Here is a 14,906-nt window from a genome sequence, read left to right as displayed (position 1 = left end):
CTCCGGACGTAGCAGTATGAACACGTTCCAGTTTCGGCGATTCACACGGACAGGGGAAGTTCGATGGGCAATTTGGACGGTCAGGTCGCATTCATCACCGGAGCGGCGCGTGGTCAAGGGCGCGCGCATGCCGTCAAGCTCGCGTCCGAGGGCGCGGACATCATCGCGGTGGATCTCTGCGCGCCGGTCGCAACGGCGGGGTACGACATGGCCACCGAAGCCGACCTCGCCCAGACCGTCGCCCTGGTCGAAGCTCAGGGCCGGCGTATCGTCGCATCCGTCGCGGACACTCGCGACCTCGATGCCCTGAAATCAGCGGTCGACGCCGGAGTCGAGAAACTCGGCCGACTGGACATCGTGATCGCCAACGCGGGAATCGCGGCGTCGGCGAAATTGTCCTGGGACCTGAGCGCCGAAGAGTTCCGCGAGCTGATGGACATCAACGTCACCGGCGTCTGGTTGACGACCAAGGTGTCGATTCCGCACATCATGAACGGCAATCGAGGTGGATCCATTGTGTTGATCAGCTCGATGGCCGGGCTTCGAGGCGTGCCGGGGATTGCACATTACTCCGCGTCCAAGCACGCCGTTCGGGGGTTGGCGAAGTCTCTGGCCAACGAACTCGGCTGGGCAGACATCCGAGTCAACTCCGTACACCCGGGCAATGTGCGAACGACGATGATCGACAACGAACCGATGGTTCGTGCGTTCCGTCCAGACTTGGAGAATCCTGTCCTCGCCGATACCGCTCCGATCATGTCGAAGCTGAATCTGCTGCCCCACCCGTGGGTCGACCCCGAAGTGATTGCGGATGCGGTGTTCTATCTGGTGGGGCCGGCCGGGCGCGGGATCACCGGCATCGCGTTGCCGATCGATCTCGGCACCTCGGAAAAATTCGCCGGCGGCTGAAGGCCCGAACTGATGCAGAATTGCCTCTGCCGGATGGGTCTCGAGCACCATCCGGCAGAGGCAATTCCGGCTTGATCAAGCCTTCGTAGCAACAGAACAAGTAGTCGACAACCTCATAGGCGCTCCTCGTCTGGTGTGGGAAAAACCGTTGTGGGATGCGCAACAAACCCAAGACCCAGCGTAGAAGCATTTGGCCGCAAACGCGCGTCATTCGGCACTATTTTTTTGGATTCGGGCATACTGGGCAACGCTCCCACCACGTATTATTGACCCGAGTTCACACTTACAGGGGGTAGGCACAGTGACGGTCAAATACGCCGTAATGGACCCGATTCACGGAAAAGTCGAGATCTCGTTCGATGTCGACACGGGGGTCGTCGACGTCCGAAACGGCAACTCACACGCTCTGTTGACGCGTCGAGTCGATGCCCCGCGCCGTGAAGGCACACCCATCGGAACGCGCGCCGCCGCCGACTTGTTCTTCACTGTCGGTGGCGACGAAGTCGAACTCACTGTCGGCAAAGGGTTTCTGTCCCGTCGCTCGTACTCTGTCTCGGCACTCGTCGACGGCGTGAGTTTGAACTTCGCCCCAGTCAACTACGCGAACAGTGCATTCACCCGCGACGGATTGCGGATCGGGCACTTCTCCAAGAACGAGGAATCCGATCCCAGACAGACCGACGCAGTCTGGTCGAGCACGCCGAGCACCGACGAACTTGTCATCGGTTACGCCCTGGCCGAAGCCTTCGATTGCGGAGCACTCAACGGGGCTTTTGCGTTGATCGAATCACTGGTGCTCGGCGGCGGATAGAGACCACTCAAAGCAGGTGGATTACCAGCAGAACAACGGCAATAGCTGGGAAAAGCATCTGTACGACGGCTGCGCGGGCTTTGTCGGGAGACGAGAGAATCAGCACCAATCCCGCGGCAACCATCGATCCTGTGCCTGCCAGTACGAGGGCAATTCCGACCGACGCGGAGCCGGTCGCCGCAATCACGATGCCGACCGCCGACACGATCGCCAAGAAAAGATTGTAAAAGCCCTGGTTGAAGGCGAGCGGCTGCGTGGCGATCGCCTCTTCCTCGGACTTCACGCCGAACGTGGCGCGGGTCTTCGGGGCCGTCCAGAGAATCGATTCGAGGACAAAAATGTACACGTGCACTGCTGCGGCCAGTCCCGCAAAGATGTAGCCGGCGACGTTCATCGGTGAACTCCTGTTGCTTCGAGTGAATTCTGTATCGTTCGGTCCAATATATACTGGACCGAACGATACAGAAAGAGCGAGGCTTTGATGGGCAGATCACAAGAATTCGACACAACAGCCGTGGTCGCTGCCGCTTTGGACGTTTTCTGGGCACGCGGATACGAAGGTGCCTCACTCGGCGACCTCGAATCCGCGACGGGGCTGAGTCGGTCAAGTCTCTACAACTCGTTCACCAACAAGCGCGGATTGTTCGACGCCGCCGTGCAGATGTACCTCGACCATGTCATCCGGCCACGTCTGCGCAGCCTCACGACAAATCCCGGGGCAGACGCAGTCGACGACTACCTTTCCTCGCTTGCGCAAGCAATCGGCACCATGACCGCCGACTCGCCTCGGCGCGGTTGCCTACTTCTCAATACGGCTGCCGGACTCGGCGCGCACGACGATGCGGCGGCCGCAGTGATCCGCGCGTACCGCCGAGAACTCGCCGACGCGATCAACAGTGGATTACACGCCGCGTTTCCAACCGAGACAGACGCCACGCTCTCAGATCGCACTCGAATCCTTCTCTCCTGCACGGTAAGTGCATTGGTACTCGCACGAGTTGACACCGAAGAGGCCATCGCAACTCTGGAATCTGCGCGCCGACTGAACGCAGAGTGGCAGGGATAATGACCGGAAAGCTCACGCCATTGCCCGCCATCAGGCGGGTAGGCGATGATGCTTCACGTGCCCAAGTTGACCACGCCCGCTATCGCCGCTGGATATCTCCGGGGAATGGACCAACCCTCGATCCACGTCGGGACTTTCGCGATTCTCCGACCCTGGACCCGCGACGACGCACCGGCCGTCATGGAAGCCTTTCGCGATCCGTCGATTCAGCGTTGGCACATCCGCCGCGCCGACTCGATCGACGAAGCACGGGGTTGGCTCACCCAGTGGAGAGACGGGTGGGCAAGCGAATCCGAATGCCATTGGGCGATCGCCGCTCCCGAGACAAATGAACTCCTCGGTCGAATCGCAGCAAAGGGGGTGAATTTGTGGGACGGCACTGCCGAGCTCGCGTATTGGGTGACCCCAGCGGCGCGCGGCCGCGGACTGTGCACCCAGGCTGTAACCGCACTGTCCGAGTGGGCATTCCGCGAAGCGGGGTTTCATCGACTGGAACTCGAGCACTCGATCCACAACCCACGATCGTGCCGAGTCGCCACCAAAGCAGGGTTCAGCGAAGAAGGTGTTCGACGAAGCTCCGCCAGGCACGCCGACGGCTGGCACGACATGCACGTCCACGCCCGACTACGTAGCGATCAGCCTTCGGCAACGACTCGCGCCGCGAGGGCAAGCGTCTGATCCACCAATTCCGCAACTCGCTGCGGCACGACCGGTTCGAGGTCGAACAGAATTCGGTAGATGATCGGCGCCACTACATGGTCGACCACCGAATCACCATCCACGCCGGCAGCTTCCGGCCAACGCGCGAGGATCACGTCGATCTGCGTCCGACAGAAGAAGGCACACTTGAACTTCTTCGTACCGTCCGGTGCATGCGTCTGATCGTCGCTCATCAACACGTCACGCAACGAAGCACGACCGACAGGCGCAGACATCTCCTCGAGGTACTCCTGCGCCCAAATCGTCAGATCCCCTCGGAGCGAGCCCGTTTCACGCGGGTCGGCGTCCGGGCGCAATCTCTCGATCGAGACGTCGGCAAAGACTTCGTTGATGTCACCCCACCGCCGATAGATGGTCGACGGGGTCACTCCCGCATCGGTCGCGATCATCGGCACCGTGATCTCGGCTCGATCACGCTGTTCCAACAACTTGCGCGCCGACGCATGCACGGCCTGTTGGATGCGCGCACTACGGCCACCGGGGCGCGGACCTGCGGACGGACTCATAAATCCAATACTAACGCAAAGATGTTGCATTAGGCTACGGCCAGGCGTAGCGTCCCAAACGCAAAGTATTTGCGTTTGAAGTCTTCACCACCCGCACGGGAAGCGCTACGACAATGACAACGACCGTTTCACCACAGACCGAGAGCACTTCACGCCCACGCCTTGGGCGAGGCGTCGCTTTCACACTCATCGCCGTCATCATCGCCACGTTCCTGGGCGCATCCGCGACCCCGACACCGTTGTACGAGCATTATCAACAGTTGTGGGGATTCTCCTCGCTCGCGTCGACGCTTGTGTTCGGCATCTACGCTCTCGCATTGCTCGCCACGCTCCTGACCGCCGGATCCCTGTCCGATCACATCGGCAGGCGCCCGGTCCTGCTCGGAGCACTCGCGCTCGAGGCAGTCTCGCTCGCGCTGTTCGCCTCGGCCGACGGTTTGACCATCCTGCTCATCGCCCGGGTCGTACAGGGTGTTGCCACCGGCGCTGCAATCAGTGCTCTGGGTTCGGCATTGATCGACCTCGAACGCACTCCGGGCCGAGGATCGATCATCAACAGCGTCGCTCCGACGATGGGGCTTGCAGTCGGAGCAGTGGGTTCGAGCCTCATCAGCGAGCACCTGCCCCGTCCCACCAGCACTGTCTACCTGGTCCTTCTCGTGCTTGTCATTCTCGAGATCTTCGGAGTATGGGCCGCTCCCGAGACTTCGGGCGGACGCCCGGGAGCCTGGCAGTCCCTGCGCACCACACTGGCCGTTCCTCGTCAGGCGCGCACGATGATTGCCCTGACCGCACCGTGCCTGATCGCGGTCTGGGCACTGGGAGGTTTCTACCTCTCACTCGGACCTGCATTGGCGCGCAACGCACTTGACGTTCACAGCTCCCTCATCGGTGCCATCATGGTCGCAACACTGACAGGATTCGGAGCGGCAGCAGTGCTCACCTTCCGCAAACTCGGCGGCCGGACCGTGATGCTGATCGGAACCACCGCCTTGGTGCTCGGGGTGGCCGTCACACTCATCGGTGCTGAAACATCCTCTGCCGTATTGATTCTGGTCGGTACGGCTGTTGCAGGTATCGGCTTCGGAGCAGGATTCCAAGGAACTATCCTCACCGTCATGCCGCTGGCCGAGAACCACGAACGCGCGGGTTTGTTGTCCACCGTCTACGTCATCGCATATCTGGCCAACAGTCTTCCCGCCTTGCTGGCCGGCTACCTGGTCGGCAAGGTCGGATTGGTGGATACGACGCGTGGTTACGGAGCACTCGTCATGGTGCTCGCGGCGGCCGCACTGATCGGACTGCTGGTCACCGGCGAGCGAAAGGTCGAAGCCGTCTCGGTGTCGGAGTAGGTGTCCCCCGATCGGTGGACACACCGTTCCGCCTGCACAGGGTCCGGGGAGTGGACATACGACATCGATCTGCTCCGACATAGTTGTCTTCGAGAGAGCCAACCGAACGCTCACCCGGACAAAGGACACCGACGATGACGAACCCACGCTACGTAGTTGCCGCAATCACAGCTCTGGCCGCCGGCGCCCTCACGTTGGGATTGAGCGGAATCGCCAGTGCCGGAACCCTTCCCACAACCGGCAACAGCATCACGATGACGATCAGCAACGACACCGAACAGACAATTCATCTCGAAGGCGCCGACAACCCCTACGGACAGTGGATGCAGAGCCCACGCCAGTCGCTCGCGCCTCACGAGACCGAGATCGTCACGGCATACAACCAGGACCCGCGCGGCCTGACGGTCGACGTCGTCTATTCCACTCCCGACGGCGGACAAGCAGTCTTCATGGCCAACGACTATCCGCAGTTCGACACCGACGGAACTCGCACCACCGACCCTGATCACTACTTCATCTCGAGCTACATCGACGGCTACTACCCGAACCTGAGCGTCGGGTACCACCTCAGTGCGGTGTGACTGCAGCAGTCGTCATAAGTAATCCATCTGCCTCTCAGACGCACTTGTTCTTGGACATTCGTCCGGCGCGCGGGGATTGTTGAACGCAGCCCCGCACGACCAGGCACACGCCCCGCTGCCGGTGGCCCGAACATCAACGGGAGAGGGAAAACCACAGTGCGACTACCCAACCAGTTTCTGATCTACGTCAGCGATGCCGCCTCCGCAGCAGCGTTCTACGGCGAATTGTTCGACGCGAAGCCTGAGGTCCTCAGCCCTCGGTACATGACCTTCGACCTCGGCGGCGGTGTGGTCCTTGCACTGTGGAGCGGCAAGTCCCGCGACCTCGATCCCGCGACACCGCGCAATTTCGAAGTCGGCATCTTGGTCGACGGCGGGAGCAACGAAATTCGGGCGATCCACGACGAGTGGGTGGCCAAGGGAGTCGAGGTCGTCGAAGAACCCAACGAAGATGTCTTCGGTCTGACGTTTGTCATTTCAGATCTGGACGGAAACCGCGTCCGCGTAGCGCCCGCAGATCACTGAGCACTCAGCCTTTGATCTCGCCGTACCGGCGCAAGGCCTCCTCACGCTCGTGCGCGTGATCGACTATCGGGTCCGGGTAGTCGACTGGGCGCATCGCCTTCAACGAGTGGACGGCCTTCCCGGGAACATCGCGAAGTTCGGGGACCCACCGACGGACGTATGTGCCGTCGGGATCGAACTTCTCCCCTTGCGTGATCGGGTTGAAGACGCGGAAGAAGGGCGAAGCATCCGTACCCGACCCGGCAGTCCACTGCCACCCGTGCTGATTGGAGGCCAAGTCACCGTCCACCAGTTGCGACATGAAGTACCGTGCGCCGCGCCACCACGGAATGTGCAGGTCCTTCACCAGGAATGACGCGACGATCATTCGGACCCGATTGTGCATCCAGTTCTCGGCGGCGAGTTGCCGCATACCGGCATCCACGATCGGGAAGCCGGTCTTGCCTTCACACCAGGCCGTGAAGGCGGCGTCTGCGTCGACTCCCCCGTCGTGACGTAAACGGTCGAACTTGTCGTCGTAGTTCTTCCGCGCGCTGTCGGGGCGCTGAAACAGGATGTCTGCGTAGAAGTCTCGCCAAGCAAGCTGGCGACGGTACGCCTGAGCGCCGTCTCCGAGTCGCTTGGAGAGATCTGCCAACATGGTTCTCGGATGAATCGTGCCGTACTTGAGCGGGATCGACATCCGACTCGTGGTGTCGAGGTCGGGTCGATTTCGTTCGTCGTCGTACCGGTCAAGATCGTTCTCGCAGTATTCTTTCCACTGTTCGAGCGCACCGGCCTCACCGACGACATCGCTGACGGTGCCGGACTGCGCGGGGATACTCACCCGGCGCGGGCCACCGTCCTTCTCGCTCGGATCGAACCAACGGACCGTCCCCGCATCGGTCGACGCGGGGCCCCGCCAACCATGTTCCATCCACTGACGGAAGTACGGCGTGAACACCTTGTACGGATCACCGTCCGCCTTGGTGACGCGTCCGGGCGCCACGGCATATGGTGACCCGGTGGCGATCAACTCCACCTTCTCGGCCACGGCCGCGTCGCGCCGTCGGCCGTAGGGCCCGTAGTCGCCACTGATGTGAACTTCTTCGGCGCCAACGGATTCCGCCACGCGGGGCACCACGTCTGCCGGATCACCTCGAACAACCATCAATCGTCCGTCGAGCTGGTTGTCGAGTGCCGACAAGTTGGCGAACAGTTGATTCTGGCGGGGTGAGCCTGCCGGTCCGAGCAACTTCTCGTCGAGGACGAACAAACCCAACGTCTGTCCGCCGGCATCCGCCGCTGCAGTCAGAGTCGGAAGATCACCGACCCTCAGATCGCGTCGAAACCAGATCACAGAGTTACTCACCCAGTCGAGCCTACCGATCAGATCTCAGAACGCATCCCACCGCGCGGGCCGCCAGTTGCGCCGCTCTTTCGGCTGTCGGTTCGGAGGTGAGCCCGAGCAGTCGCCGCCGGTGCTCCTCCCCGAGCAGCAAGGTGTACAACTGATCCGCGCACAGCGCAGCCTTCTGGCCGTGCTGATCGATCAAAATCTTCTCCAGAAAGGCAATCGACTTGGCCGGGCCGGATTCGTAGAACGCTGCGGCCAATTCAGGGAACTGCACGGCCTCGCCGATCATCATGCGGTGCAGCGCAATCGAGTTGTCGCTGTGCAGGGCGATGACGATGTCCACTGCAGCGGCGAGCAGGTCGGACTGGCCCTCGCCGGCATCGTCGACGTACGCGTGCTGACGCGCAACCGCAGCTGCAAAGACCGCAGACTTGTCGCCGAAGTAGCTGTACACGGTGCGCTTGGCGACGCCGGCCACCGTGGCAATGCCCTCGATGGTAGTTCGGGCGAACCCGACATCTCGAAACGAGTCGACAGCGACGTCGAGAATCTCGTTGCGTCGTTCGGCGCGCTCGGCGTCACTGGTTCTCCCACGTCTGCGCGGTTGCTCCATCAAGTCCCCTGTTACCGTGCCGGTAAATTAATGCTACGTTGACGTTTCATTAATTCGAATACTACAGGAGCACTGCATGACCGGACAACGACTCGTCCACGTCGCTATCGCCGACGACTGGGAAGCATGCAAGCGTTTCGGTGAGTACGAGGTCTCGACGCGCGGAATCAGTTACGACGAGGCAGGATTCATTCGCGCAACGAACCCGGACGCACTCGCTTCGGTGCTCGATCTGGTGTTCGGCGACCTCACATTGCCACTGGTCGTCGCCGTCATCGATCAGGACGCCCTGACCTCCGCAGGCATCGACGTCGAATGGGAGGCGGGAAAGCCCCGAATCCTCCGACCTCTACCGATGGACGAGGACACCGTGGTCGCCGAACTGGCCATGGAACGCGTTGACGGGGTCTGGCCGATTCCCGACCTGACCCCGTACGCAAGCCGCACCGACTAGACCAGCGCAGCCTCGGGTTCGACCACGGGGGTCGACGCCTTCTTCCGACCGGCAGCCACGCACAGCGCGATCCCGACGGCAATCCAGCACACCAGCACCAGAAGTGGCGTGGTGGCGCCATGGCCGTCGAAGAACGCCATCGAACGGACGGATGCTCCTGCGGCGCCGGGTGGGAGCAGCTGCCCCAAAGCGCCCCAACCCGCGGGCAACCACGCGGCAGTTGTCGCCATCCCCGAGAGTGGGTTTCCGATGAACATCATCGTGACGGCGCCCAAAGCGAACCCCTTCATCCCGAGCAGGGATTCGAGCCCCAAAATGGGAAGCGAGATGGCCGAAATACCAACGGCGAGTGTGAGCGCGGTGAGCAGGTAGTTTCCGTCAAGACTGTTGGTGCCGAACTGCAGAATGGCAGTCAGTGCAAAACCCGCGACCACCGCGACGCCGGCAGCGCCCAACACTCGCTTGACAATGCTGCGCGGAAACAGCTGCACGAGAACAACAGCAGGCATGATTCCACCGAACACCAGAGGCAAGGCCAATGCCGTGAGCCCAGCACAAGTCGGGTCGTCCGCCGTCAACGGCACAACGTCTTCGACGGGAACCTTTGCCCCCGAGGCCTCCGAGAGGCCGTTGGCCACCCCGGTCAGGGTCTGGGCGATCGGGGTTCCGCCTGCAGTCGCGATCAACACGTGAGGACCGTTGGCATCAACGGCGATTCCGCCGACCACGTCGCGATTCCGAATCGCGTCACGCAGGGCGTCGGCGTCGGCGAATTCTCGAGTATCGAAGGCGCCTTGCTTACTCGCCTCGAGCGAGGTGCTGATCTGTTCGGTTGCCGCAGCTGGACCGGTGATGCCCAACTTCAGTTCGTGCGGGCCACTGTTGACCGAGGGCAGCACGAAGGCAAGCAGCATCAGCCCGATCACGGCGGACAAGCCCAACACCACAGCCACCAACTTCTTGCGGTCCCGTGCTTCGACTTCGGCGTTCATAACTACCCTCCCTAAGTGGAAGTTTTTCCTCCACTATTTGTGGAAGATATTCCTCCGGTTATGATGAACTGTCAATACCGGAGGTGGATGTGCGAGCCGATGCACGTGAACGCAGAAACGCAATAGTCGACGCCGCACGAGCGGTGTTCACCGAACGCGGGCACGACGCGCCGCTCGATGCAGTCGCAGAACTCGCGAAAGTGGGCATCGCCACGCTGTATCGAAACTTTCCGACGCGCGAGGACCTCGTGACCGCCGTCGCCGTCGCAACACTGACCGATGTCCGCGAGGCTGCCGACATCGCACTCACGGCAATGTCCACCGATCCGATAAACGCGTGGCACACGCTGGTGGACCGCCTCGTGGAACTGCGCCTGGGTGCGCTCATTCCTGCACTGGTGGAACGCAGTTTCACCGAGCTGGCGCCCGAAGTTCTGGCGGTGCGTGAGGTGACGAAAACGAAGATGACCGCGACGATCGGCGCCGCTCAGAGCGCCGGACTGGTTCGCGCCGATCTGCAACCGCTCGAATTCGTCATGGCTCTGGCCAAACTGACGCGCCCGCAAATCGAGTTGTCCGACGAGGCCATGCCGAACCTGGTCCCGCGGTTGGTCGCGGTGTTCATGGCCGGTCTGCGTCCGGACGGTACCGACTTGCCGGTCTGATCGGCGAAACCCGACGTACCAGGCAAGGCACAATGGGGCTGTGACCGAGATACCGAAAATCCTCGTAGTCGACGACGACGCAGACGTCCTGACCTCACTCGAACGCGGATTGCGGCTCTCGGGATTCACCGTACTGACGGCGGTGGACGGCGCCGACGCGCTCCGAGTGATCTCCGACAAGCGACCGGACGCGGTAGTCCTCGACATCAACATGCCGGTGCTCGACGGCACCGGTGTGGTGACGGCGCTTCGTGCCGCCGGCAACGAAATCCCGATCTGCGTGCTCAGTGCGCGCAACTCGGTCGACGATCGCATCGCCGGGCTCGAATCCGGTGCAGACGACTACATGGTCAAACCGTTTGTTCTTGCCGAACTGGTTGCCCGGATCCGCGCAATGCTCCGTCGCAGCAACACTCCGGCCGGCGATCACTCCGAGGGTACGAATACCCTGCGGGTCGGAAACCTCGACATCGATCTCTCCGGTCGCCGGGTTCGTGTCGACGGCAAGGAAGTACCGCTCACCAAACGCGAATTCGAGCTACTCGAAGTGCTCGCACACAATTCCGGCATCGTGCTCACTCGCGAACGTCTCCTCGAACTGGTGTGGGGCTACGACTTCGTCGCCGACACGAACGTCGTGGACGTCTTCATCGGCTATCTGCGTCGAAAGTTCGAATCCGGCGGTTCACCTCGTCTGCTGCATACCGTTCGCGGCGTCGGGTTCGTGCTTCGGGAGAACCCGTGAAGCGTCGCCGCTTCTCACTACGAACTCGCGTTGCCGCGGCCGCGGCACTGGGGGCGACGTTCATCGTCATCGCACTCGGTGTGGTCGTTGCACTGGCTATCGCACGAAACAATTTGGCGCAGTTGGACCGTCGATTGGAGACGGCATCGACGGTCATCGTGGCCAATGCGGCTACAGCGGGACCTTTTCTCGGCGCGTTCGGAGACGGCGGCGCCTTTTCCGTGACCATCCGCTCCGACACCGACGGAACCGTCAAATCCAGTACCCCGACGCGACTGCCCGAACTACCGGTCGGCTCGGCGACCGTCGACGTGGACGGTACGAAGTACCGGGCATATACCGCCGAGGCCGACGGGATCAATGCCCTTGTCTCGCTGGCGGTTCCCTATGCCGAAGCGCGAGACATCACAGTCGACCAACAGCGACAGGTTGCGTTCTTCGGCGTCGGGGCCGTAGCGGCCGCAGCTGCGTTGGGATGGTTGTTCGGTGGCCCGGCGGTGCGCCCCCTCGTGGAGTTGACCCGCCGGATCGCCAGGCGCGATCCCGATCTCGCCACCGAGGTTTCCGGAATCCGTGAAGCGGACGAGCTTGCCGCAGCAGCAGAATCGATGCTCAGCGACGTCGCTCGAGCGCAAGCCGCAACCAACTCCGCCCTTGCCGCCGCCCGAGATTTTGCGTCCGCCTCGGCTCACGAACTCCGAACTCCGTTGACAGCAATGCGAACCGACATCGAAGTGTTGTCCATTCACGACCTCGATCACGAACAAAGACGCGAGATCCTCACAGATCTGGCCCGCGCGCAGGGCCGCGTCGAGTCAACTCTGAGAGACCTCGAGCGCCTGGCGAAGGGTGAACTCTCGACGGCCGAGGATTTCAAGGACACCGATTTGACCGAGGTCTGCGACATCGCTGCCGACGACGCACGCCGACATCATCCTGGGCTCGACGTCGGCGTCGTCACGGTGGATTCCCCACTCCCCTATTGCATCCGGGCCCTTCCCGGCGGAATCCGGTTGATCCTCGACAACGCGATCACCAATGCAGTCCGCCACGGCGGCGCGAGCGCGGTGCGCATCACCCTCGCTCGCCCGGCAGATTCACCGGACACCGTCACGATCACGATCGACGACAACGGTTGCGGAATACCGGCCGAGGAACGCTCGAGCGTGTTCGAGCGCTTCACTCGCGGATCGACGGCAGGCAAGACAGGCTCCGGTTTGGGCCTGGCGCTGGTGGCGCAGCAGGCGGCCCTGCACGGCGGACGGACGACATTTCACGACAGTCCACTCGGCGGGGCTCGCCTGCTGGTCGAACTCAGGGATCAGCCCGGACCCGAATAGCCCCTTCAGGTCTCGATCAACTGGCCGATCCCTGACGCTGTCACTTCGATGACCCGAGCCGAGCCGATGTCGAAGAACAGTCCGGCGATACGCAGGCGACCATCCACACGGGCCTGACCGACGAGAGGATGGCGTTCGAGAGTCTGCAATTGGACTGCGACATTGACCATTCCGAGCTGATCGACCTCCGAGAAACCTGCCTCGGCCGCAGCACGCGCGACCGGATGGCCACTCGTATAGGCCTGCAAGCTCGTCTCCGCATGCCGCAGCCATTCCCCGACGACTCCCGATTCCGACGAACCGTTCGTCAGGAGTGCTTGCATCGCGCCGCAGCCCGAATGTCCGCACACGACCACCGAGCTGACACCCAACTCGTCGATCCCGAAGGCCAGTGCCGCTTCCACCGACGTATCGCGGCCGCCGGCAGGAACCAGGTTTCCGACATTGCGCACGGTGAACAGGTCACCGGGGCCACTGCTCGTGATGATGTTCGGCACCACTCGCGAATCTGCGCAGGTAAGGAAAAGAGAGTCGGGGTTCTGCCCGTCGCGCAACTGATCCATGTGCGGCCGTATCGCTTCGGCGCGATGGCGATGATAGTTGGACACCCCGTCGAGAATGGGCCGCAAGGCCGGCGGGCTGCTCAGATTCCTCCCCGAAGCCTGTGGTTGCCAACTGCCCCACGGCGCGAGCAAGCCGCGCAGGTCGGTGACTGCGGCGCCGCGCTTCGGCGGACCGGTGGTCGCGCTCTCCATACTCACCGAGCCGACTTCGTCGATGACCACCGAACCACCTGCCAACTCGTACTGCCTCGCCCACTCTTCGATGACGTCGAAGACGGCATGGTCGAGGAAGTCGACAGACAGCTCGACGGTGACGTCCGACCGCGGTGGGAGTCCGGCGAGCACCGACGTCAGCTTGGGCAGCACCAGGAAGGTGCACGAGCCTTCGACCAGGACGCGCCACTTCCCGGAATCGTTGTCGCCCAACTCTTCTGCGGTGACAGTTGCGCGGATGACACGCCACACCAGGAGGGCGATGGCCAGCGCCAACCCGATCAGGACGCCCTCGAGCAGATTCAAGAACACGACGCCGACCACCGTGATGCCGTACACCCACAGATCACCGGTCCGTCGCGCCAACCGAATGTGCGCCAGCTTGACCAGTTGAATACCGATGACAATCAACAGTCCGGCCAGTGCAGACTTCGGAATCTGCTGGACCAACCCGGCGAGCGCAGCCGAGAACAGCAGAATCCACAGGCCGTGCATGATCGACGACGCGCGGGACTTCGCCCCGGCCTCGACATTGGTCGCACTGCGCACGATCACCCCGGTGACCGGAAGGCCGCCGATGGCCCCGGACACCATGTTCGCGGTGCCCTGGCCGAGCATCTCGCGATCGAAGTTCGACCGCGGGCCCGAGTGCATCTTGTCCACGGCCACGGCCGAGAGCAGACTCTCCACACTGGCGATCAGGGCGATGGTCAGGATGCCGGTTGCGACGCCGAGCCACTGGCCGTCGGGCAGAGCGGGGAGTCCGATCGAGTCCAGCAAAGATCCGTCGAGAGCAATACGCTCGACGTCGATCGGCAGCGCCAGCGAAGCGAGAGTTGCCAATACGATGCCCACCAACGCCGCCGGAACCTTGCGGACACCGGCAGGGAGATAGCGCCACCCGAGAAGGGTGGCGATGACGACGAGTCCGATCATCAGGTCCTCGACATGCAAGGCACCGATCTGTGCGGGCAACTGCCGTAGATTGTCCAGCGCCGAGCTGGCCGAGCTTCCACCCAACAACACGTGAACCTGTTGTAGCGCAATGGTGATGCCGATACCGGCGAGCATCGCATGCACCACCACTGGAGCAATAGCCAGCGCCGCACGGGCAATTCGGCTGAGCCCGAACACGATCTGCAGAATTCCGGCGCCGACGGTGATCAGGCAGGTGACTTTCCACCCGAACTTGCCGATCAGTTCGGCGACCACCACGGTCAGGCCGGCTGCGGGACCACTGACTTGCAGCGGTGAACCTCCCACAGCTCCGGCCACCACTCCGCCGACGATTGCGGCGATCAGACCTGCCATGATCGGCGCCCCGGAGGCGATCGCAATTCCCAATGACAGGGGAAGCGCCACCAGGAATACGACCAGCGACGCCGGCACGTCGTATCTGATCAGTTGCTCGAGATATCGCCGGCTTCCACCACCCGGCGGAGACGAATCCCCCACGACGCTCTCGTCAGCGGATGATTGTGCGTGCACTACGGACTGCGTCGACATAGATCTCCT

17 protein-coding genes are annotated in these 14,906 nt (G+C 62.4%); 11 read left to right on the top strand and 6 right to left on the bottom strand.

Going from position 1 to position 14,906, the window contains the following annotated elements:
- Positions 1 to 63: 63 nt before the first annotated feature.
- Together V3587_RS04265 and V3587_RS04260 are read left to right on the top strand one after the other, a co-directional pair.
- Complete coding sequence (locus V3587_RS04265) at positions 64 to 909, top strand: mycofactocin-coupled SDR family oxidoreductase (protein ID WP_020970454.1); 846 nt, start codon at positions 64 to 66, stop codon at positions 907 to 909.
- Between the two features lie 301 nt (positions 910 to 1,210).
- Positions 1,211 to 1,720 carry a hypothetical protein gene (locus V3587_RS04260; protein WP_256519732.1) on the top strand — a complete coding sequence of 170 codons (510 nt, stop codon included), beginning with the start codon at positions 1,211 to 1,213 and terminating at the stop codon, positions 1,718 to 1,720.
- Between the two features lie 7 nt (positions 1,721 to 1,727).
- Here the strand turns inward: V3587_RS04260 and V3587_RS04255 are convergent, their stop codons facing one another.
- On the bottom strand, positions 1,728 to 2,114 hold the full coding sequence (locus tag V3587_RS04255) for a DUF1304 domain-containing protein (RefSeq protein ID WP_099698663.1): 387 nt from the start codon (positions 2,112 to 2,114) through the stop codon (positions 1,728 to 1,730).
- An 87-nt stretch (positions 2,115 to 2,201) separates the two neighbouring features.
- On the opposite strand from V3587_RS04255, the gene V3587_RS04250 reads away from it, so the two are divergent.
- Together V3587_RS04250 and V3587_RS04245 are read left to right on the top strand one after the other, a co-directional pair.
- The gene (locus V3587_RS04250) at positions 2,202 to 2,786 is read left to right on the top strand and encodes a TetR/AcrR family transcriptional regulator (protein WP_030535389.1); all 585 of its coding nucleotides are present in this window, start codon (positions 2,202 to 2,204) and stop codon (positions 2,784 to 2,786) included.
- A gap of 57 nt (positions 2,787 to 2,843) precedes the next feature.
- Positions 2,844 to 3,464 carry a GNAT family N-acetyltransferase gene (locus V3587_RS04245; protein ID WP_042451481.1) on the top strand — a complete coding sequence of 207 codons (621 nt, stop codon included), beginning with the start codon at positions 2,844 to 2,846 and terminating at the stop codon, positions 3,462 to 3,464.
- Here the strand turns inward: V3587_RS04245 and V3587_RS04240 are convergent.
- Positions 3,422 to 4,012 carry a TetR/AcrR family transcriptional regulator gene (locus V3587_RS04240; protein WP_007733425.1) on the bottom strand — a complete coding sequence of 197 codons (591 nt, stop codon included), beginning with the start codon at positions 4,010 to 4,012 and terminating at the stop codon, positions 3,422 to 3,424. The genes V3587_RS04245 and V3587_RS04240 overlap by 43 nt on opposite strands.
- 113 nt (positions 4,013 to 4,125) lie before the next feature.
- Here V3587_RS04240 and V3587_RS04235 point away from each other — a divergent pair, with 113 nt between their 5' ends.
- The 3 genes from V3587_RS04235 to V3587_RS04225 all read left to right on the top strand — a co-directional run bounded on the left by V3587_RS04235 (position 4,126) and on the right by V3587_RS04225 (position 6,470).
- Positions 4,126 to 5,364, top strand: coding sequence for an MFS transporter (locus tag V3587_RS04235; RefSeq protein ID WP_283376154.1), 1,239 nt, complete (start codon positions 4,126 to 4,128; stop codon positions 5,362 to 5,364).
- Between the two features lie 134 nt (positions 5,365 to 5,498).
- Entirely contained in the window at positions 5,499 to 5,945 is a 447-nt protein-coding gene (locus V3587_RS04230; protein ID WP_003939681.1) for a hypothetical protein, read from the top strand.
- A 156-nt stretch (positions 5,946 to 6,101) separates the two neighbouring features.
- A complete protein-coding gene (locus V3587_RS04225) occupies positions 6,102 to 6,470 on the top strand; it encodes a VOC family protein (RefSeq protein WP_003939994.1) in 369 nt (122 codons plus the stop codon).
- A 4-nt stretch (positions 6,471 to 6,474) separates the two neighbouring features.
- On the opposite strand, the gene V3587_RS04220 is transcribed toward V3587_RS04225, so the two are convergent.
- Together V3587_RS04220 and V3587_RS04215 are read right to left on the bottom strand one after the other, a co-directional pair.
- On the bottom strand, positions 6,475 to 7,821 hold the full coding sequence (locus V3587_RS04220) for a cryptochrome/photolyase family protein (protein WP_073512669.1): 1,347 nt from the start codon (positions 7,819 to 7,821) through the stop codon (positions 6,475 to 6,477).
- A 10-nt stretch (positions 7,822 to 7,831) separates the two neighbouring features.
- Positions 7,832 to 8,419 (bottom strand): TetR/AcrR family transcriptional regulator, encoded by a 588-nt coding sequence (locus V3587_RS04215; protein WP_042921655.1) that lies wholly within the window; start codon positions 8,417 to 8,419, stop codon positions 7,832 to 7,834.
- Between the two features lie 76 nt (positions 8,420 to 8,495).
- Here V3587_RS04215 and V3587_RS04210 point away from each other — a divergent pair, with 76 nt between their 5' ends.
- Positions 8,496 to 8,873: a DUF952 domain-containing protein gene (locus V3587_RS04210; protein WP_073512668.1), complete on the top strand. Its 378-nt coding sequence runs from the start codon at positions 8,496 to 8,498 to the stop codon at positions 8,871 to 8,873.
- Here V3587_RS04210 and V3587_RS04205 read toward each other — a convergent pair.
- Positions 8,870 to 9,865, bottom strand: a complete 996-nt coding sequence (locus V3587_RS04205; protein WP_192712276.1) for an ABC transporter permease — start codon at positions 9,863 to 9,865, stop codon at positions 8,870 to 8,872. The genes V3587_RS04210 and V3587_RS04205 overlap by 4 nt on opposite strands.
- Before the next feature lie 89 nt (positions 9,866 to 9,954).
- On the opposite strand from V3587_RS04205, the gene V3587_RS04200 reads away from it, so the two are divergent.
- The 3 genes from V3587_RS04200 to V3587_RS04190 are packed head-to-tail and all read left to right on the top strand — an operon-like array spanning position 9,955 to position 12,615.
- A complete protein-coding gene (locus V3587_RS04200) occupies positions 9,955 to 10,530 on the top strand; it encodes a TetR/AcrR family transcriptional regulator (protein ID WP_007733449.1) in 576 nt (191 codons plus the stop codon).
- A gap of 40 nt (positions 10,531 to 10,570) precedes the next feature.
- Complete coding sequence (locus tag V3587_RS04195) at positions 10,571 to 11,275, top strand: response regulator transcription factor (RefSeq protein WP_003939853.1); 705 nt, start codon at positions 10,571 to 10,573, stop codon at positions 11,273 to 11,275.
- On the top strand, positions 11,272 to 12,615 hold the full coding sequence (locus tag V3587_RS04190) for a sensor histidine kinase (RefSeq protein ID WP_003939972.1): 1,344 nt from the start codon (positions 11,272 to 11,274) through the stop codon (positions 12,613 to 12,615). Before V3587_RS04195 ends, V3587_RS04190 begins: the two co-directional genes overlap by 4 nt.
- A 5-nt stretch (positions 12,616 to 12,620) precedes the next feature.
- Here V3587_RS04190 and V3587_RS04185 read toward each other — a convergent pair whose 3' ends face one another.
- Positions 12,621 to 14,897, bottom strand: a complete 2,277-nt coding sequence (locus tag V3587_RS04185; protein WP_042451182.1) for a SulP family inorganic anion transporter — start codon at positions 14,895 to 14,897, stop codon at positions 12,621 to 12,623.
- Positions 14,898 to 14,906 lie beyond the last annotated feature (9 nt).

It is taken from the genome of Rhodococcus sp. IEGM 1306, assembly GCF_036541985.1.
GTDB lineage: Bacteria > Actinomycetota > Actinomycetes > Mycobacteriales > Mycobacteriaceae > Rhodococcus_F > Rhodococcus_F qingshengii.
This window is presented reverse-complemented; position numbering and strand designations above follow the sequence as displayed.